The sequence below is a fragment of the Serratia sp. SCBI genome, from assembly GCF_000747565.1.
GTDB classification, from domain to species: Bacteria; Pseudomonadota; Gammaproteobacteria; order Enterobacterales; family Enterobacteriaceae; genus Serratia; species Serratia ureilytica.
The window spans coordinates 3,650,271-3,668,594 of record NZ_CP003424.1 but is presented as its reverse complement, the minus strand read 5'-3'; the positions used below and the strand labels follow the sequence as shown (position 1 = coordinate 3,668,594).

15 protein-coding genes and 6 tRNA genes are annotated in these 18,324 nt (G+C 53.4%); 6 read left to right on the top strand and 15 right to left on the bottom strand.

The window, feature by feature from the left end:
• The first annotated feature begins 28 nt into the window (after window positions 1-28).
• On the top strand, window positions 29-1,615 hold the full coding sequence (locus SERRSCBI_RS17225) for an ABC transporter substrate-binding protein (RefSeq protein WP_042785765.1): 1,587 nt from the start codon (window positions 29-31) through the stop codon (window positions 1,613-1,615).
• A gap of 28 nt (window positions 1,616-1,643) precedes the next feature.
• Here the strand turns inward: SERRSCBI_RS17225 and SERRSCBI_RS17220 are convergent, their stop codons facing one another.
• From SERRSCBI_RS17220 to fepB, 4 genes are all read right to left on the bottom strand, one after another.
• Complete coding sequence (locus SERRSCBI_RS17220) at window positions 1,644-2,450, bottom strand: ABC transporter ATP-binding protein (protein ID WP_004936408.1); 807 nt, start codon at window positions 2,448-2,450, stop codon at window positions 1,644-1,646.
• Window positions 2,451-2,471: 21 nt separating this feature from the next.
• On the bottom strand, window positions 2,472-3,509 hold the full coding sequence (gene fepG / locus SERRSCBI_RS17215; RefSeq protein WP_033652548.1) for an iron-enterobactin ABC transporter permease: 1,038 nt from the start codon (window positions 3,507-3,509) through the stop codon (window positions 2,472-2,474).
• Window positions 3,509-4,564: a Fe(3+)-siderophore ABC transporter permease gene (fepD, locus tag SERRSCBI_RS17210; protein WP_042785147.1), complete on the bottom strand. Its 1,056-nt coding sequence runs from the start codon at window positions 4,562-4,564 to the stop codon at window positions 3,509-3,511. The genes fepG and fepD overlap by 1 nt, the downstream gene beginning before the upstream one ends.
• A 215-nt stretch (window positions 4,565-4,779) precedes the next feature.
• A complete protein-coding gene (gene fepB / locus SERRSCBI_RS17205) occupies window positions 4,780-5,787 on the bottom strand; it encodes a Fe2+-enterobactin ABC transporter substrate-binding protein (protein ID WP_042785145.1) in 1,008 nt (335 codons plus the stop codon).
• 216 nt (window positions 5,788-6,003) lie between these two features.
• Here fepB and SERRSCBI_RS24290 point away from each other — a divergent pair, with 216 nt between their 5' ends.
• Window positions 6,004-6,414 (top strand): GNAT family N-acetyltransferase, encoded by a 411-nt coding sequence (locus tag SERRSCBI_RS24290; protein WP_071883572.1) that lies wholly within the window; start codon window positions 6,004-6,006, stop codon window positions 6,412-6,414.
• An 84-nt stretch (window positions 6,415-6,498) separates the two neighbouring features.
• Here the strand turns inward: SERRSCBI_RS24290 and SERRSCBI_RS17200 are convergent.
• From SERRSCBI_RS17200 to SERRSCBI_RS17185, 4 genes are all read right to left on the bottom strand, one after another.
• Window positions 6,499-6,574, bottom strand: a tRNA-Lys gene (locus SERRSCBI_RS17200).
• Between the two features lie 7 nt (window positions 6,575-6,581).
• Window positions 6,582-6,657, bottom strand: a tRNA-Val gene (locus SERRSCBI_RS17195).
• A 38-nt stretch (window positions 6,658-6,695) separates the two neighbouring features.
• A tRNA-Val gene (locus SERRSCBI_RS17190) sits at window positions 6,696-6,770 on the bottom strand.
• Window positions 6,771-6,798: 28 nt separating this feature from the next.
• Window positions 6,799-6,874 (bottom strand) — tRNA-Val (locus tag SERRSCBI_RS17185).
• A 294-nt stretch (window positions 6,875-7,168) separates the two neighbouring features.
• On the opposite strand from SERRSCBI_RS17185, the gene gltX reads away from it, so the two are divergent.
• Entirely contained in the window at window positions 7,169-8,584 is a 1,416-nt protein-coding gene (gene gltX, locus SERRSCBI_RS17180) for a glutamate--tRNA ligase (RefSeq protein WP_033643946.1), read from the top strand.
• 66 nt (window positions 8,585-8,650) lie between these two features.
• Here gltX and SERRSCBI_RS17175 read toward each other — a convergent pair whose 3' ends face one another.
• Window positions 8,651-9,436 carry a formate/nitrite transporter family protein gene (locus SERRSCBI_RS17175; protein ID WP_042785144.1) on the bottom strand — a complete coding sequence of 262 codons (786 nt, stop codon included), beginning with the start codon at window positions 9,434-9,436 and terminating at the stop codon, window positions 8,651-8,653.
• A gap of 308 nt (window positions 9,437-9,744) precedes the next feature.
• Here SERRSCBI_RS17175 and SERRSCBI_RS17170 point away from each other — a divergent pair.
• A tRNA-Ala gene (locus SERRSCBI_RS17170) sits at window positions 9,745-9,820 on the top strand.
• 60 nt (window positions 9,821-9,880) lie between these two features.
• Window positions 9,881-9,956: transfer RNA gene (locus tag SERRSCBI_RS17165), tRNA-Ala, on the top strand.
• A 157-nt stretch (window positions 9,957-10,113) separates the two neighbouring features.
• Here SERRSCBI_RS17165 and SERRSCBI_RS17160 read toward each other — a convergent pair.
• The 5 genes from SERRSCBI_RS17160 to SERRSCBI_RS17150 form a co-directional block, all read right to left on the bottom strand.
• Entirely contained in the window at window positions 10,114-11,094 is a 981-nt protein-coding gene (locus tag SERRSCBI_RS17160; protein WP_042785143.1) for a fimbrial protein, read from the bottom strand.
• 112 nt (window positions 11,095-11,206) lie between these two features.
• Window positions 11,207-11,494, bottom strand: coding sequence for a FimD/PapC C-terminal domain-containing protein (locus tag SERRSCBI_RS25385; RefSeq protein WP_369795877.1), 288 nt, complete (start codon window positions 11,492-11,494; stop codon window positions 11,207-11,209).
• A complete protein-coding gene (locus tag SERRSCBI_RS17155) occupies window positions 11,439-13,667 on the bottom strand; it encodes a fimbria/pilus outer membrane usher protein (RefSeq protein ID WP_049866700.1) in 2,229 nt (742 codons plus the stop codon). The genes SERRSCBI_RS25385 and SERRSCBI_RS17155 overlap by 56 nt, the downstream gene beginning before the upstream one ends.
• 23 nt (window positions 13,668-13,690) lie before the next feature.
• Entirely contained in the window at window positions 13,691-14,371 is a 681-nt protein-coding gene (locus tag SERRSCBI_RS24280; protein WP_071883570.1) for a molecular chaperone, read from the bottom strand.
• Window positions 14,372-14,440: 69 nt separating this feature from the next.
• Window positions 14,441-14,977, bottom strand: a complete 537-nt coding sequence (locus SERRSCBI_RS17150; protein ID WP_049866699.1) for a fimbrial protein — start codon at window positions 14,975-14,977, stop codon at window positions 14,441-14,443.
• A 527-nt stretch (window positions 14,978-15,504) separates the two neighbouring features.
• Here SERRSCBI_RS17150 and SERRSCBI_RS17145 point away from each other — a divergent pair.
• Window positions 15,505-16,443, top strand: a complete 939-nt coding sequence (locus SERRSCBI_RS17145; protein ID WP_042785142.1) for a hypothetical protein — start codon at window positions 15,505-15,507, stop codon at window positions 16,441-16,443.
• Between the two features lie 381 nt (window positions 16,444-16,824).
• Here SERRSCBI_RS17145 and SERRSCBI_RS17140 read toward each other — a convergent pair whose 3' ends face one another.
• Window positions 16,825-18,012, bottom strand: coding sequence for a NupC/NupG family nucleoside CNT transporter (locus SERRSCBI_RS17140; RefSeq protein WP_004936373.1), 1,188 nt, complete (start codon window positions 18,010-18,012; stop codon window positions 16,825-16,827).
• Window positions 18,013-18,324: the final 312 nt, after the last annotated feature.

Here is an 18,324-nt window from a genome sequence, read left to right as displayed (position 1 = left end):
CTGTTTTTTCACCACTGGGGATAGCGCAATGAAAAGAAAAGCAATAACGATCGGGCTGCTGGCGTTGGCGATTGCCGGCGGGGCGCGGGCCAATACGCTGGTCTACTGTTCCGAAGGCTCGCCGGAAGGCTTCAACCCGCAGCTGTTCACCTCCGGCACCACGGTAGACGCCAGTTCGGCGGCGATCTACAACCGGCTGGTGGATTTCAAACCCGGCACCGTCGAGCTGCAACCCAGCCTGGCGGAAAGCTGGGAGGTGAGCGAAGACGGCAAGCGCTATACCTTCCATCTGCGCAAGGGCGTGGCATTCCAGAGCAATAAATATTTCACGCCCACCCGCGATTTCAACGCCGATGACGTCATCTTCTCGTTTATGCGCCAGAAGGACGCCAACAACCCGTATCACAAGGTCTCCAATGGCGCCTACACCAACTTCGAGTCGATGGAGTTCGGCACGCTGATCGACCGGATCGTTAAGGTGGATGAGCACACCGTGCGTTTTGAGCTCTCCCGCGCCGAGGCGCCGTTCGTCGCCGATCTGGGCATGTATTTCGCCACCATTTTATCGGCGGAATATGCCGACGCGATGCTGAAGGCCGGCACGCCGCAGCGGGTGGACAACGATCCGATCGGCACCGGGCCGTTCCAGCTGGTGCAGTACCAGAAGGACGCGAAAATCCTTTACAAGGCGTTCGACCGCTACTGGGAAGGCAAGCCGAAGCTTGATCGGCTGGTATTCTCGATCACGCCGGATGCGGCGGTGCGTTACGCCAAGCTGCAAAAGAACGAATGCCAGGTGATGCCGTTCCCCAATCCGGCGGATCTGGCACGCATGCGGCAGGACGGCAACATTCAGGTAATGGAAAAATCCGGCTTGAATATCGGTTTCCTGGCGTTCAACACCCAGAAGAAACCGTTGGATAACGTTAAGGTGCGCCAGGCGTTGGCGCTGGCGGTCAACAAGCCGGCGATCATCGACGCGGTGTTCCACGGCGCCGGTCAGCCGGCCAAGAACCTGCTGCCGCCGGCTCAATGGGGCAGCAACGCGCAGCTTGAAGACTACCCGTATTCGCCGGAGCGGGCGAAGCAGCTGTTGCAGGAGGCCGGGCTGGGGCAGGGCTTCGACATCGATCTGTGGGCGATGCCGGTGCAGCGGCCCTATAACCCCAACGCCAAGCGCATGGCGGAGATGATCCAGGCCGATTGGGCTAAAATCGGCGTGCGCGCCAAAATCGTCACCTTCGAGTGGGGCGAGTATTTACAGCGGATTAAAAACGGCGAACACCAGACCGCGCTGATGGGCTGGACCACCGCCAACGGCGATCCGGACAACTTCTTCGGGCCGCTGTTCACCTGCGCTTCGCTCGGCGGTTCGAACTCGGCGAAATGGTGCTATAAACCGTTCGACCAGCTGATCCTGCAGGCGCGCGAAGAGAACGATCACGCCAATCGGGTGGCGATGTATCAGCAGGCGCAGGTGATGATGCACGATCAGATGCCGGCGTTGATGATTGCGCACTCGACCATCTTCGAACCGGTGCGCAAGGAAGTGAAAGGCTACGAGATAGACCCGTTCGGCAAACACATTTTCAAACAGGTGTCGCTGGAGAAGTAACGACAAGGCCGGGATAACCCGGCCTTTTTCATGCCTGTGGCGCGTCGCAGTGATAGCGGCCGCGCGGGATCACCAGCGGCGTGTGGGACAGCGGATCGTCGATGATCATGCACGGCATGCCGAACACCCGCTCCACCAGTTCGGCGGTAATGATCTCCGCCGGTTTCCCTTCCGCCACGATCTTGCCGTCGCGCATGGCGATGATGTGATCGGCATAGCGGCAGGCGTGGTTGAGATCGTGCAGCACCGCGATCAGGGTTTGACCGCGCTCGCGGTTGAGCTGGCGGAACAGATCCAGCAGCTCGATCTGGTGCGCGATGTCCAGATACGTCGTCGGTTCATCCAGCAGCAGCAGCGGCGTTTGCTGCGCCAACGCCATCGCTACCCAGACGCGCTGACGCTGCCCGCCGGACAGCTCGTCGACGCTGCGATCCGCCAGTTGGCTGACGTTGGTGGCCGCCATGGCGGCTTCCACCGCCTGTTTGTCGGCCTGTGTCCACTGTTTCAGCAGGCTCTGGTGCGGATAGCGGCCGCGCGACACCAGGTCCGCCACGGTGATGCTGTCCGGTGCGATCGAGGTTTGCGGCAGCAGGCCAAGCTCGCGCGCCAGCGCCTTGGTGGCGAAACTGCTGATGTTCTTGCCGTCCAGCATCACCTCGCCGGCGCTGGGTTTCAGCAGGCGGCACAGGGCGCGCAACAGCGTCGATTTGCCGCAGGCGTTCGGCCCGACGATCACCGTAAAGGCGCCGTCGGGGATCGCCACGCTCAGATCGTCAGCGATGATTTTATTGTCGTAGCCCAGCTTCAGGTGCGAGGCGTGCAGGCGGTGGCTCATGGCATTATCACTCTTCATTATCTATCTGCGGGCCTCACGGATGAGCAGCCAAATCAGGTACAGGCCGCCGATGCAGACGGTCACGATCCCGACCGGCAGTTGGATCGGCGCGAAAAGATGTTGGGACACCACGTCGGCGCCGAGCAGCAGCGCCGCGCCCATCAGCGCCGAGGACGTCAGGGTGACCGAGGATTGCCCGGCCAAGCGGCGGGCGATTTGCGGCGCCGCCAGCGCGATAAAGGAAATCGGCCCGGCGGTGGCGGTGACGGCGGCGGTGAGGGTGACGCCGAACAGCATCAGCCACAGCCGGCTGCCTTCGGCGTTCACGCCCAGCGCGCGCGCCGTGTCGTCGCCCATTTCCAGCAGCTGCAGCCGTTTGCCCATCAACAGCGCGGCCGCGGCCGCCAGCAGGATGAACGCCGTGGCGGGCTGGGCTTTCTGCCAGGTCATGCCGTTGAGCGAGCCGGCCTGCCACATGGCGGCGTCCATGGCGCGCTCGAGCGAGGCGGTGATGATCAGCCAGGTATTGGTGGAGACCAGCACCGCGCTGATGGCGATGCCGACGATGATCAGCCGGAAGCCGGCGATGCCTTGCCGCCAGGCCAGCAGGTAGATGGCCAGCGCGGCGAGAATGCCGCCGGCCAGCGCGCCGCCGGCGATGTAGTAATAGCCGCCGTTGAACAGGGTGATGGCGATCAGCGCGCCGGTGTAAGCCCCCATGTTAAAGCCAATCACGTCCGGGCTGCCGAGCGGGTTGCGGATAATCGACTGGAAGATGGCGCCGCTCATGCCGAGCGCGGCGCCTAACAGCAGCGCCATGGCGATGCGCGGCAAGCGCCATTGGGTGACCACGGTGACCAGGTTTTTCGGCGCCTCGCCGGTCAGCGCGGCAAAAACCTGCTCCAGCGAAAGTTGCAGCGTGCCGTAGCACAGGGCGGCGACGGCCATCGCCAGACACAGCGCCAACAGTGAAAGGTTGACCAGCAGCAGGCGCAGCGGCAGGCGCCCGTTGATGACGCCGTCCGGGCGGCCGATATGCAGCGTGTGCGGCAGACTCATCACAGACCCCCCAGCGTTTTCTTGCGGCGCACCAGCCAGATCAGCACCGGCGCGCCGATGAAGGCCGCCACGATGGAAACCCGCAGCTCACCGGCCGCCAGCAAGCGGCCGACCACGTCGGCGCACAGCAGTAAAATCGGCGCCAGCAGCATGGAGTAGGGCAGGATCCAGCGTTGGTCGGGGCCGACCCACCAGCGGGCGATATGCGGCACCATCAGGCCGATGAAACTGATCGGGCCGACGGTGGCGGTCGCCGCGCCGCACAGCAGCGTAATGGCGATCACTGCGATCGCCTGAGTCAGCACTACGCGCGCGCCGAGCGCGATAGCCAGATCTTCCCCCATGCCGATGGTATTCAGCGGCCGGGCGATGAGTAGCGTCAGCAGGCAGCCGAGCAAAATGGCGGGGGCGGTCACCGGCAGGGTGGCCAGCGTGCGGATATCCAGCGTGCCGGCCTGCCAGAATCGCAGTTGGTCGAAGGTTTGCGGATCGATCAGCGACAGCCCGGTGGTGATGCCGAGCAACACCGCGCCGATCGCCACGCCGGCCAGCGTCAGCCGCACCGGGTTGATGCGCCCGCCCGCCAGCGTGCCGATCAGGTAGACCAGCAGGGTGGTGAGGGCCGCGCCGACAAAGGCATAGGCCATATAGCTTTCGGTGGTGGCGGCGCCGAAAAACATGATGCCGATCACCACGGCGAAGCTGGCGCCGGCGTTGATGCCGAGCACGCCGGGATCGGCCAGCGGGTTGCGCGTCAGCGCCTGAATCAGCGCGCCGGCGGCGCCGAGCGCCATGCCGGCCAAAATGCCCGCCAGCGTACGGGGCACCCGGGCGTTGAGAATGATGGTGCTGTCGGAGCCGCTCGCGGCGCCCTGTAGGCTGAGCCAGACGGTATGGAAGGGGATGGCTTTGGAACCCAGCATCAGGCTGGCAATGATGCACAGCAACAACAACGCCAAGCCGATACCGAACCCGGCGATGCGTTTGAAGCCACTGGCGTAAGCTGCGTGCGGTGCGGACGAAAGCGTCCGCTCAGTCGGAGTGGGTACGTTCACACCGGTAACTCCTTTATGATTTTTATTCTCATTGTTATTTGCGTTCGTGAAGGGCACCAATAGTAACACGAGTTTACGCCCGCATGCACCCGCCGGTTGGTGGCGAAGGCGCGTGGACGATGTTAATAACTATTGATATTTCAATTGATTGAATGTGAATGGTTGCCCCGTTTGCGAAAAGCGTCGGCAGGGGACTGGCCTGCCGACGGCGTGATTCAGGGCTTTTTGAACAGCCGTTCGATTTGGTTCAGCATGTTGGTGGCGCTGTAGTAATCGAGGCGGAAGGTATCGTTGCCGACGGCGTAGACGTGCCGCTGTTCCACCGGCTCCAGATGTTTGAGGAACGGGTTGGCCAGCACCTCTTGCACTTTGCGCTCATTGGTGGCGAACAGGATCAGGGTTTTGCCGTTCAGGCCTTCGGCCATTTTTTCGCCGGAGATCTGGATGATGTCATGGCGTTTACCCATGCTGGCGTTGCCTTTGGCGCTTTCCGGCGGGGTAGCCAGCTGGAAACCGAGCTGGGTCAGCAGCTTGCCTTGGGCGGAGCCCGGCGTCCACAGCATGGCTTCGCGGCCGTTGTCGGCATACACCAGCGGCGTGGTCGGCTGCGGCGGCAGGGTAATCGCCTGCTTCACTTGTTCCACGCGCTGCTCGAAACGATCTTCCGCCTGTTTGGCGCCGGCTTCGTGACCAGTGATCTCACCGAGCTCGCTGGCCAGCTGTTGCCAGCTTTTGTCGCCGTAATCGAGCACCAGCGTCGGCGCAATGGCGGACAGCTGATCGTACAGCTTCAGCGCCGAATCACCGCCGGTCGCTGCGACGACGATCAAATCCGGCGCAGCGGCGGCGACGGCTTCGGCATTGGGTTCCACCTGATACAGCCGTTCGACGTGGCGCTGTTTGGCCACTTCGCTCCATTGGGTAAAGAAGCCTTGTTGATCGGCCACCAGGGGATTTGGACTGGTGGCGGCGCTGGCGACCACCGGGGCGTCGATAGCCAGTAACGTGCCGGTGATGGTGACGCTGGTGGATACGATGCGCTGCGGCGGTTTTTCCAGCGTGAACTTCCCTTTGGCGCTATCGATGGTGCGCGGCCAACTGCTGTCGGCAGCGGGGGCGGACGGTTTCTGCCCGTCGCTCTTGTCGTCCGGGCCGCAGCCGCTGAGCAACAGGCTGGAAGTGGCGATGAATGCAATAAACAGCTGACGTAAGGATAGGGTCATGAGCGGGCTCTTTCTTTCCTTGCACAAAGGCGTATCAATCCGCGTGCGGATCGCTGGGGAGTGTTTGCCCGCTAATTTACCATTCAAGCCGTCAAAATGATAACCATTCGTATCTCGTGTTTCCCAGGCAACCGCAGGCAGTTTTAACGAGGCCTGTCCATAATAGAGAGATGATAGAAGTTTCCTGTTTCGACTTAATCGATTAAGAGGGGGCGTATGGTTCGGGATGTTGAGTTTCGAACGGATCCTCATCCGGCTTTTCCTGTGTTGAACGAGCTATGGTTATCCGCTTGGGGAGAACCGCTACCGGCTGACATGCCGGCGATATTATCCCGCAGTTTGGCCCATATCGGCGCTTACGCAGAAGATGTGATGATTGGATTTGTGAATGTGGCTTGGGACGGTGGCAAGCACGCGTTTATTTTAGATACCTGCGTCCATCGTCATTATCAACGGCAGGGGGTGGCGACCGGGCTGGTTCAAGCGGCGATAGCGATCGCAAAAATGCGTGGAGCAAGCTGGCTGCACGTCGATTACGAACCCCATCTGACCGGTTTTTATTGCGGGTGCGGTTTTCGCCCTACCGCTGCAGGTTTAATTGATCTGACAAAGGGCCATGGCGGATGAGCGTTCACTGACGAGAGATAAAGAGGGCTGTATAATACGGTCTTTAGAAACGAAAAAAGCGCCAAAAGGCGCTTTTTTCTGAATTGGTGGGTCGTGCAGGATTCGAACCTGCGACCAATTGATTAAAAGTCAACTGCTCTACCAACTGAGCTAACGACCCGCAGAAGTGGTGGGTGATGACGGGCTCGAACCGCCGACCCCCTCCGTGTAAAGGAGATGCTCTACCAACTGAGCTAATCACCCACTTCAGGACTTCCAGGCACTGCTAAACTAGAGAATGATGGTGGGTGATGACGGGCTCGAACCGCCGACCCCCTCCGTGTAAAGGAGATGCTCTACCACTGAGCTAATCACCCTCATTCGTTCTCATTTTTCTCAACAAGATGGTGGGCGATGACGGGCTCGAACCGCCGACCCCCTCCGTGTAAAGGAGATGCTCTACCAACTGAGCTAATCGCCCCGTCTTGTTGGAGTCGCATTATAGGGATAGTTCAAAGTGAGTCAACGGTTTTTAAAATGATTTCAATCGTTCGCCGCAAATTTAGGCAGGGCGCGATAATTATCGCCAACGGCGCCGATTCTTTGCGCAACGCTATGCGAAACTCGCCGCAAAACGCGCGAAATCGACCGGCGCAATATCGTGTCGGCGTTGAGGAATTAGCGCGTGGTGATACAATGTCGTCCACTCTTTTTTCAATTCCGAGCAATCGTCGGCCATCGCCGACACGCGTTGCGTAATAAGGCAGTGAACCCAATGAAAATCAAAACCCGTTTTGCACCGAGCCCGACCGGCTATCTTCACGTCGGCGGCGCGCGTACCGCACTTTATTCCTGGTTGTTCAGCCGCCATGCGGGCGGTGAGTTCGTTCTGCGTATCGAAGATACCGATCTGGAACGCTCTACCCAGGACGCGATCGACGCAATTATGGATGGCATGAACTGGTTGAACCTGGATTGGGATGAAGGCCCGTACTTCCAGACCAAGCGTTTCGATCGCTACAACGCGGTCATCGACGAAATGCTGGAGCAGGGCACGGCCTATAAATGCTATTGCTCCAAGGAACGCCTGGAAGCGCTGCGCGAGAAGCAGATGGAAAACGGCGAGAAGCCGCGTTACGACGGCCACTGCCGCGACAGCCAGTGCAGCCACACCGACGACGAGCCGCACGTGGTGCGCTTCCGCAACCCGCAGGAAGGGTCGGTGATCTTCGACGATAAAATTCGCGGCCCGATCGAATTCAGCAACCAGGAGCTGGACGATCTGATCATCCGCCGCACCGACGGTTCGCCAACCTATAACTTCTGCGTCGTTGTCGATGACTGGGACATGGAAATCACCCACGTGATCCGTGGCGAAGACCACATCAACAACACCCCGCGCCAGATCAACATTCTGAAAGCGCTGGGCGCGCCGGTGCCGGAATACGCGCACGTGTCGATGATCCTCGGCGACGACGGTAAAAAGCTGTCCAAACGTCACGGCGCCGTGGGCGTGATGCAGTACCGCGACGACGGCTATCTGCCGCAGGCGCTGCTGAACTACCTGGTGCGTCTGGGCTGGTCCCACGGCGATCAGGAGATCTTCTCCATCGACGAGATGAAAGAGTTCTTCACGCTGGAAGCGATCAACAAATCCGCCAGCGCGTTCAACACCGAGAAGCTGCAGTGGCTGAACCACCACTACATCAACCATATGCCGGCGGAAGAAGTGGCGGTGCATCTGGCATGGCACGTTGAGCAACTGGGTATTGAAACCCGCAACGGGCCCGAACTGAAGGACATCGTCAAGCTGCTGGGCGAGCGCTGCAAGACGCTGAAAGAGATGGCGGAGTCTTGCCGTTACTTCTACGAAGACTTCAGTGAGTTCGATGCCGACGCCGCCAAGAAGCACCTGCGTCCGGTCGCGCGTCAGCCGCTGGAAGCGGTGCGCGCCAAGCTGGCCGCCATCACCGTCTGGACGCCGGAAAACGTGCACGACGCCATTCAGGGCACGGCGGATGAGCTGGGCGTCGGCATGGGTAAAGTCGGCATGCCGCTGCGTGTCGCGGTGACCGGCGCCGGCCAGTCGCCGGGCATGGACGTGACCGTGCATGCAATCGGCCAGAAGCGCTCGCTGCAGCGTATCGATATGGCGCTGGCTTACATCGCCGAACGTGAAGCCCAGGCCTGATTAGGCTGATACGCCTTAAAGAAAAAGCCCCGTGGAGCGATCCCGGGGCTTTTTTATTGCGCTTTGTCAGGCTTGTTCGCTAGCCGGCAAACCCGGACGGTAGGCAAGGAAATACATCAACCCGACAAAGCCGGCGCCGCCCAGCGCATTGCCGAGAAATACCGCGACGAAATTAGGCAGATATTGCTCCCAGCCCATGCCGCCGGCAAAGATGGCCGCCGGGATGATGAACATATTCGCCACCACGTGCTGGAAGCCGATGGCGACAAAAGCCATGACCGGGAACCACATGCCGATCACTTTGCCCGGCACATCTTTGCTGGCGAAGGCTAACCACACCGCCAGGCATACCAGCCAGTTGCAGCCGACGCCGGAAATGAAGGCGTGCAGGAAGTCCGCATCCACTTTGGCCTGCGCGATCGCCAGCGTCTTATGTAAAAACGCGCCTTCGGTCAGGCCCAGCAGGTGGCCGAAGAAGTAGGCGACGGCCACGCTGCCGGCGAAGTTGGCCAGGGTGACCCAAAACCAGTTGCGCAGCACGGCGATGGCGGGAATTTCACGGGCGAACCAGGCCATTGGCAAGGTCATCATGTTGCCGGTCAGCAGTTCGCCGCCGGCCAGAATGGTCAGGATCAAACCGATAGGGAAGACCGCGGCGCCCAACAGCGCGCCGAAAGAGCCCCATTCGGCCGGCAGGGTGCCGATGACGTGAATATCCAGCAGGAAGCCGGTGGCGATAAAGGCGCCGGCGAGAAAGCCCAGAATCAGCAGATTAGCGAGAGGGGCGCGGCTTTTGTTTACCCCGGCCTGAACGGCGAGGGCGGCGATTTCTTTTGGTGAATGCAAAGACATGACGGACTCGGTTTATAGTAATAAAGTTTATGGCGCGGGCAGTCTATGCCGCTCGGGAGCCCGACTCAAGCGCATTTCGCTAACATTCCGTTAATTAAAAATCAACGTGATATGCAGGGTCTTTTGCCATTTTGAGAAGTAGCGCGCAAAATGGATGAACTCTGCGCAAAGTGATGATTTTTTGGCGCCAAAGATGCTGATTTGGCGGCTTTTTCAACGCTTGATTCAGTAATTCAATTTAGCCGTTGACAGCTTTGAGCGGGTTTCATATTATGCGCCCCGTTCACAGCACAAAGTGATTGTGGAACGGGGCTATAGCTCAGCTGGGAGAGCGCTTGCATGGCATGCAAGAGGTCGACGGTTCGATCCCGTCTAGCTCCACCAACCTTCTTCTCAGAGAGGTTGGGGAATACCGTAACGCCGGTCAACGCGTACCACTTTTGTGGGGCTATAGCTCAGCTGGGAGAGCGCTTGCATGGCATGCAAGAGGTCGACGGTTCGATCCCGTCTAGCTCCACCACCATTTGAAAAGCCGACCTTAGGGTCGGCTTTTTGCTTTATATCCTTTTAGCTGCCTTTGTCCGCTACTTTTACGCAAAATTTTTCCTTGATACCCTCGCTAGATGTTGCCGCTATTCTGTCCGGTTTCGTCTTGGCACGTCATAACAATACTAAAATCAGCGATATGAGACGGTGAAATGCGCGATGCCATTGACTTCTCCCGGCGTGATTTTCTCTTCAGTTTGGTAATATTGCGCACTGAGTGGGATTTCATTTATCCCTATTAATGTTTCGTTTAATACGTTGGCCGCGGAGCCCAGTTCAAAGGGAACGCCGTTGTGCAGAATCTGTAGGCCCACGCCGGTGGCGGACTCTTTGGAGGGGGTAATCGCCAAGACTTGATGAAGGCCATTAACCGTTTCCCCGCGTATTTCCAAATCAACTTTTGTGTTGGCATTGCACTCCAGAGCGATGTTGAAGGGAGTATTCCCGGCCACGCTGCCAGGACCGGAAAATACCCGCCGATTAACCTTGTCTAAAATAACCTGTTTCGAGGGGGTGTTCAGGCGACAGCCCTCGACGGCAATATTGACGGCAGGATAATAAACGTGGCCCAATCTCCTGGCATTTGAGGCTCTTAAGCAGGCATAGTTGAAAAAGAAAGGCGCAAACGAGGGCATGGTGCCAGGCTGTATATCGCCTGTCTTGATCAGATAATGTTTAAAGTTAGCGCCCAGGATATAGCCGACAGGCGTCTCGCGGGGACCATAGAACTCGATGAGGCCCGGTTTGTCATTAAGCGACATGGCAATGCCGACGCCCTTCCAACTCGTTTGATAGACAGTGATGCCATTGTACTTTAAGTCTGTCGCAGTCAGGTCGGAGAAGGGCTGCATAACCAAGTCGCCTCGCTCACCCAAGGAGAATCCCGTGTTATTTTCCAGTAATTTTACTGAAAAGTAAGATTCTCCCTGGCCGATAAGATCGCCTATTTTGGCGCCAGCCGTGACGGTAATGCCGGATTGCTCGATGCGCAGTGGATTGTGCCATATTGCACGGCAATCGCCGTCTCCCTTGGCTGAAAAAGAAAATAATAAGACCAGAATGCTTACTGTTTTGGCGATCTGTGCGGCTGTGATTTGCCTTGATGTCGTCATGCTGATGTCCTTTGGCGATGTTCTCTTGCAGATGATTTATCAGTCTGCTTGTTACTGGCTACCATGTTCTAAAATTTAATATGGCAAGCGATAGTGGTTTATCGTGTTTGTCTTATTCACACTGCAAGTTAATACGCTTAATTCTTGAGGCAGGGGTGTTAGGGGCAATATTGTAATTACCCTGGCAACCTCTTTCTGCTCCCCAGCTCAACCCTATTGTTCCTGAGTCGGGCATGCCGCTCATATAAACCGTGTTGTTATTGCCGACGATGCCCGTCTTTCCTCGGTCGGTAAGCAATGTCGCAACGGCGCCGAAAGGAATCGTTGTACTCTGGTGGGCAACGTTAAAAAATAATGCGATTGCCGATTTGAGAGGCAAAGTTGGCAACAACAATCGCACCTTTCGTCGGGATGACAGTTTGGCTATTTTTTTCTATTTCAACAGAGTCATCAAAGGATTGCGGATTTAAATTAATTCGATTCTTATGATAGCTGCTGATATAGGGCACCACGGCGTAACCTCGCCAATCGGTCGTTACGCCGGTACTGTTGATGACTTCAACATCGCGTGCATTCGGCACCTCAACTAAAGCAATAGTGTCACCCAGCGATTGGGACAATGTAATGCCGTTGCGATGAGCCACGGCGCCGCCTCGCAGACTGTAGTTTATTCGCTGCATATCTTTATCAAAGCTGTATCCGGCGCCAATTTCGCCATATCTGCTGCGATAATAAACAGAGCTGTTGCCAGCGTTGCCGGGGCGATTGCTGCTTTGGGATGCAGAAACGTTATAACTGAGCTGATTATTTTCCAGCGCGGTTCCGCTTAACCCCAGTTGTTGATTGAGTTTTCCTTTGCTGCTCTTGCTTGAGGTATAATTTACCCAGCTGTTTGATTGCCATTTGTTCAGTGGGATCTGAACATTGAGCGTGGCGATCTTGTCGGGCCTGTCCGTATAGCGGCTGCTATTGTAGCCGAACCCAATATTGCAGCTAACCCCAAATTGGTTCGTGGAGAAACCCATTAGAACGTTTCGTTCAACGGCGTCGCTGTGCCAATAGTTCTGTTGGTAACCATTGATATATAAACTGCCAAAGTCTCGTATGGGCTGATTAATGTTGATAACCAACTTGTTTCTTTTTACGCCGCGTGTCAGCCACTTTCTTTTAAGATTGGCATTCATATCGTTTAGTTGCGAAAAGCTTAAGTAGCCTGACGTTGAGTATTGATAGCCGGCCAGCGTAAAGTTGGTACCCGTTGTTTCAATATTTTTTGCATACTGGATACGATATTGTTGCCCATTACGAACCTGCCCTGTGGCCAACCGGCTTTTGCTATGCGTGACATCTGCAGAGAGGGAACCCAGCAGCCCCAGACTGCTGCCAAGGCCGAAAGAGATTCCCTGGTGTTTTTCTGAAATAATGGCACCGCCATAGAGCGTTTTATCATCTTTAAGACCATAAATTACTGATGACTGTAGGAACTTAGCATTTTGGCTATCGTCTCGCGCAGAGCGATATTCTCCGATTGTGAGTTCATTTTTTTTCATGTCCTCCCTGAGCATAATGGGAACGGAGGAAAAAGGCTGAAAAAAACTCCTTTCTGAGCCATCCGCTTCTTTGATGATCACCTGTAACCCACCGCTGGAAGTGGTAGGGTAAATATCCGTTATCTCAAAACTCCCCGCAGGCACATATGTTTGATAAATCATATAGCCATTTTGTTTTATAGTGATCTCTGCATTGCTTTGCGCTATGCCTCTCACCGTCGGGGCAAACCCTCTCTGGCTATCGGGCAACATGCCCGGATCGCTTGCCAGTTTCATTCCGCGAAATTGAAAACTGTCAAAAACATCGCCGGATGTTGAACTATCGCCAATGGTCAGCGTGTTTTTACTGTCCCTAAAGCTGCGCTCGGCATAGGTGTTAATACTTTTCCACTTGGCGTTGTTTTGGCTTGAGTAGGTGGCATAGTTTCTAAAGCGCCAGGCATCATAGTTGAAACCGCTGCGCAAATTTAAGTATTGATTATCTTTATTTTTCGTTTTCCGCGTCTCGGTACCACTAAAACTGTAATCTAACAAAAAGGCGCGGATGCCATCATCCCAAAGTGAGGGGTTAACCCAGTCTCTGGGATGATTTTCAATGTATGCCTGTGGGATATTTAAATCCAATCTTTGTTTGTTAAAATCAAATGTCGCCTGGCTGCCAGGAATAATTTCATTAATGGGGGATGCCGCCAATTCACTGTCATTGACTGTTTTTATTTTATCCATGCGAACGCCCCAAGAATCGAGATCGCTGCGATGGATGCGGGGTTGCAAAATGCCTTCTGCATGATAGAAAGACACTTTTTGATTGGCAAAAAACACGTTGTTCACATAGATATCTACCCAGTAATCGCCCGGCAGTTGATGACTCGCGTTATTAAATTTGGATAAGTCAACAATAGTCTGATGATTCCTGTTTAATGCCGAGGGGTCAAAATAATCTTCAGCGAGAGCCGCAGGTGAAGAAAGAACACAAAAGAACCACACCGATGTTTTATGAGTGGCATTATTTCTTATCATCATTTTTGCATCCCCTTGCAAATTTACTATAATGGTGCGCTTATCGCCTGAGTTATTCCTCCATAATCATTGATCGCTTGCCATCTTATTTCTTTACCATAAATTTCTTTTGGCAATAACCACTTCTTGGTGCTCTGCGGCGCAATCATGTCGGCCTCTTTCACTTCTTTACCATCGATGCTTACAGAGTAAAAAGAGACGTGGAATGGCGTTGGGTTTTTTGCCTCTAAGGTTTTTCCTTTCAGTGAGAAACGAATTTTTTTGTAGGCGTCAATGGCTTCATCTTTTGATAGATGTTTAGGCCTGTAAAATATTTTTATTCTGTTTTGAACGGTAATGAGTAACTTGTTCTCTTTTGATTTTTGGGTTGATGGTATCGATCTTACGCTTAACCAATATATTGATTCTTTATGCTGCGGCAGGTTATCTCCAGAATAAATAATTCTAAGGATGTTCTCTTGCTCTGCCTCCAACCTAAATAAGGGGGGCGTAACAATAAACGGAACCTCTTTTTTATCGTCAGGTGAGAAATTTTCTACCCATGTTTGAATAAGTACGGGACTATTTTTATCTTGATTGCTGACTGAAATGTTCGCTTCTTTTTTACTTTCTTCGTATACGATACGAGTACCGCCTAGCGTTACGCTTGCCGAAGCGCCGTATGAAAAAAATAATATTGCCAGCAAATAATATTTACTCTGCTTCATAAGCAAGCCGTCCTTGATGGAGCGTACTATCAGGCCGGCAATATTTGCTGACCTGATAGACTAAGATGATCAGTTATAAGAGATGCTGAATTGTGTCGTGGCATTCGCCGGTCCGACGGTGACGGTGTCTGATGTCGCCATGTATTTCGCGACATAGGTAAAGACATTGCTGATATCTTTTTGCACACTCTGCGCTGTAGAAAATGAAGCCATTGGAATTTGTGTGGTGCCATCGGCCTCATAGATGGCTACGCCAAGACCCGTGGCCACGCCTTTCTCCGCATTGAGTGACAACAAGGTCGAATTGCCTTGTGCGTATGCGCCGTCGAATTTTACCGACGCTTTTGTTACCGATTCAGGGCAGCCGGCTAAGGCAATGCTGAATTTTGTCGGCAGAGCGGTATCGCCAGCGGTCTTGAATGCCTTAGCGCTGATGTTGCCCATTGGAATAGTTTGGTTGGCACTGCCTGCTTCAACTGTGCAGGTTTGGTCGGTGACATTACCGGTAAAGTTTATGGTGCCGTCTGCTGCGGTAGCTGTGGCAATGACGGACATTGCCAAAGGAATGCCGGCAAGCAGTAGGGATCTCTGCATATGCTTATTCATATAAATATCCTTGTATAGTAACTGCGCGTAAATTATAAATTTTCAACCATCACGCTATCATATGTAAATGGGTGATAAACTCCCTCTTTTCAGGTGATTGATGCCATCATTAACATGTTAAGTTCTTATAACATTCTTGTTTTTGTTTTTTTATTGGATTTTTATTCTGTCAAAGAGCCTCCTTGCGGGTGTGATTTGTTAATGAAATTCAGTCTACATGAAAAAAAATTCAGCAGTCTTAATGTGCGCCTATATCGATATTTTTAGAATATAATTCTACATGCATGGTTTTTTGTGCTGAATGATTATGGATTCATCTCAAATTTCAGCAACGTGAATAGTTTTATATTCTGATTAACCATGTGATAGTTAATATGCTAATTAATATTGACTGTTTGTATCTATTGACATTGATGTTGTTTTCTTGAAGAAACTATTGTTAGTGTTTCGTTACTATTGGATGAGGTTATCCATGAAAAAAAATAAAAAATATCGCAATTGTAGGTGGCGGTGGGGTAACTGCGGTAATGACGGCCCTGGCTTGCGCCAGAAAAGGAATTTCCGTCGATTTCTTCCTTGATGACAGTGACTATGATGACTTTAAAACCTCCTTTGGAAATCATTGCCTGTGGCGACGCATTCACGAGAATAATCAACGCCTCAGTCGTTTTTCCACGCAGTCACAATGGATGTGGGAAAAGTTTATTCTGTCGTCTAGCGGAGAGTTTGGCAGAAAAGAGAAAATGATTCGTATTATCGAAAGATCAGAAGTCGCTCATCTTGCCCGCCTTTACGAACAGCATGACTTGCCCTATGAGGTGCAGAATTGCGGTGATGATGGGTCCATCGATTTTCCCTCTTTCATTAACTGCAAAAACAAATCTGTTTTTGTGAGTTATGACTCCATTCTACTAAACACGGCAGAGATTTTTTCCTACTTTCAGGATGAGCTGGCGTTCTTTACCAGTGTCAATGTTTTTAGAAACAAAAACATTGGAGACTTAAACAGCATTGAAAGTGGTGTGATTTTTTTTGATGAAAACAAGCGTATATATGACACTATTATAAAATTCACAAATGGATATAAGATCAATGAGATAGGCTCAATTTATCAAGTTTGCCCTGCCGTGAATCGGGTATTTAGAGATTATTATCTTTCCCACTCGGTGGGAAATCTTCTCTCGCCGATACTGATAACGGAAAAAGAGTACAACCTATGGGTTGTCCCTTCTGTTGATGGAACTGTCATTAGAGTGGGGGCTGATGTGCATGTCCCGCAATCCGCTGACTTGCTGATGCGAAGTTTAGATATTGATGCTTATTGTGATCGCAGGAAGTTGGACATTATCTCCGAATCATTGTTTACCATTATCTCTTCTTTTTCCTATGCGGAAGGAACCTTGGCGGTCGTACCCTGTTGGACGGTGAGTGAGGATAATAAAAAATCGTGGTTGTTGAAAGTGTAGATTCTTATTACAACGCGTCGCCAATTATTTCTGAGGAAATTACAACGCTGTTAGCGAATTCCTTCAACTAACGTTATTTCATAAAATCAATTCAGAATAAAGACACGCCTTGCTCATAGCCGAAAGGATGTGCTCATCGCCATTGCAATGATATTGCGTTTATCTCATCGCGATATGGGAAAGAGCAGGCTCTAAATTAACGGGAGAAGCGATTTTTCAACGCGTTGCTTTTGTATATAAGCCGGCATAAGCGGCGTTATGGCTTGGCGCTAACCGATTTTGAGATTGATTTCCGCTTTGCGGATAGGACGAGTTACCAAGAGCTGAAGAACAATAAAAAAGGCGCCCGCAGGCGCCTTATCATTGCTGTAAATTTCAGGCTTAGCCCAGCACCAGACCCGCGATGGAAGCGGACAGGATGCTGACCAGCGTAGAGCCGTAGACCAGCTTCAGACCGAAGCGGGACACTACGTTGCCCTGGTGTTCGTTCAGGCCCTTGATCGCACCGGCCACGATGCCGATGGAAGAGAAGTTGGCGAAGGACACCAGGAACACCGACAGGATCCCCAGGCTGCGCGGCGACAGCTCGGCAGAGACTTTCTGCAGTTCCATCATTGCCACGAATTCGTTGGAAACCAGCTTGGTGGCCATGATGCTGCCGACCTGCAGGGCTTCGTGCTTAGGAATACCCATGATCCAGGCGAACGGATAGAAGAAGTAGCCGAGGATTTCCTGGAAGCTCAGGCCGAAGATGGCGCTGAACACGCCGTTAAGCGCGGCGATCAGGGCGATGAAACCAATCAGCATCGCGGCGACGATAATCGCTACTTTGAAGCCGGCCAGGATGTATTCGCCCAGCATTTCAAAGAAGCTCTGGCCTTCGTGCAGGTTGCCGAGGTGCAGCTCTTCTTCTTTATTGGTGTCGTACGGGTTGACCAACGACAGCACGATAAAGGTGCTGAACATGTTCAGTACCAGCGCCGCCACCACGAACTTGGCGTCCAGCATGGTCATGTAGGCGCCGACGATGGACATGGACACCGTAGACATCGCGGTCGCCGCCATGGTGTACATGCGCTTTTCCGACATCTTGCCCAGGATATCCTTGTAGGCGATGAAGTTTTCGGATTGGCCCAGGATCAGCGAGCTGACGGCGTTGAACGACTCCAGCTTGCCCATGCCGTTCACTTTCGACAGCACGGTACCGATAATGCGGATGATGAAAGGCAGCACTTTGATGTACTGCAGAATACCGATCAGCGCCGAAATGAAGACGATCGGGCACAGCACCTTCAGGAAGAAGAACGCCAGGCCTTTGTCGCCCATGCCGCCGAACACGAAATCAGTCCCTTGTCCCGCAAACCCGAGCAGTTTGTCAAACAGCGCGGCGAATCCTTTTACGAAGCCCAAACCCGCTTCCGAATGCAGGAAAAAGTAGGCCAGCAGTACTTCGATAACCAATAATTGAATAACATAGCGAATGCGGATGCTTTTGCGATCGCGGCACACCAACAGGGCCAGGATCGCCACCACCACTATCGCCAACGCAAAGTGCGCAATATGGGACATGTTTGCTCCAAATTTGAGGCAGGCTGAATTTCGGCTGTCATTTTATGTAACGCTACGTTTAAAAACGAGACTTCTATTGCAAATATGGAAAATCATAGTGGGAGTTCTCCTAAAGTGTTGCGCAAAAAGCATAAAAAAATCAAGATGTTAACTCAGACATAGGAAATTCGTATTCTTGTGCTAACCTGTCTTTCAGGGGTATTGCAGCCAAAATCCCAACCCAAAAGCACGGAAATCGGCAAGTTCGGTGTCGAACCCTTCGATAAAACCGTTAATGTTGGCTATTGCAGAGATAAGTTTTACCACTCTAAA

Bases quoted from the DNA above. Each gene is read 5' to 3' on its own strand.
- SERRSCBI_RS17225 (WP_042785765.1), top strand. From the start codon at position 29: ATGAAAAGAAAAGCAATAACGATCGGGCTGCTGGCGTTGGCGATTGCC.
- SERRSCBI_RS17220 (WP_004936408.1), bottom strand. From the start codon at position 2,450: ATGAGCCACCGCCTGCACGCCTCGCACCTGAAGCTGGGCTACGACAAT.
- fepG (WP_033652548.1), bottom strand. From the start codon at position 3,509: ATGAGTCTGCCGCACACGCTGCATATCGGCCGCCCGGACGGCGTCATC.
- fepB (WP_042785145.1), bottom strand. From the start codon at position 5,787: ATGACCCTATCCTTACGTCAGCTGTTTATTGCATTCATCGCCACTTCC.
- SERRSCBI_RS24290 (WP_071883572.1), top strand. From the start codon at position 6,004: ATGGTTCGGGATGTTGAGTTTCGAACGGATCCTCATCCGGCTTTTCCT.
- gltX (WP_033643946.1), top strand. From the start codon at position 7,169: ATGAAAATCAAAACCCGTTTTGCACCGAGCCCGACCGGCTATCTTCAC.
- SERRSCBI_RS17175 (WP_042785144.1), bottom strand. From the start codon at position 9,436: ATGTCTTTGCATTCACCAAAAGAAATCGCCGCCCTCGCCGTTCAGGCC.
- SERRSCBI_RS17160 (WP_042785143.1), bottom strand. From the start codon at position 11,094: ATGACGACATCAAGGCAAATCACAGCCGCACAGATCGCCAAAACAGTA.
- SERRSCBI_RS17155 (WP_049866700.1), bottom strand. From the start codon at position 13,667: ATGATGATAAGAAATAATGCCACTCATAAAACATCGGTGTGGTTCTTT.
- SERRSCBI_RS24280 (WP_071883570.1), bottom strand. From the start codon at position 14,371: ATGAAGCAGAGTAAATATTATTTGCTGGCAATATTATTTTTTTCATAC.
- SERRSCBI_RS17150 (WP_049866699.1), bottom strand. From the start codon at position 14,977: ATGAATAAGCATATGCAGAGATCCCTACTGCTTGCCGGCATTCCTTTG.
- SERRSCBI_RS17145 (WP_042785142.1), top strand. From the start codon at position 15,505: ATGACGGCCCTGGCTTGCGCCAGAAAAGGAATTTCCGTCGATTTCTTC.
- SERRSCBI_RS17140 (WP_004936373.1), bottom strand. From the start codon at position 18,012: ATGTCCCATATTGCGCACTTTGCGTTGGCGATAGTGGTGGTGGCGATC.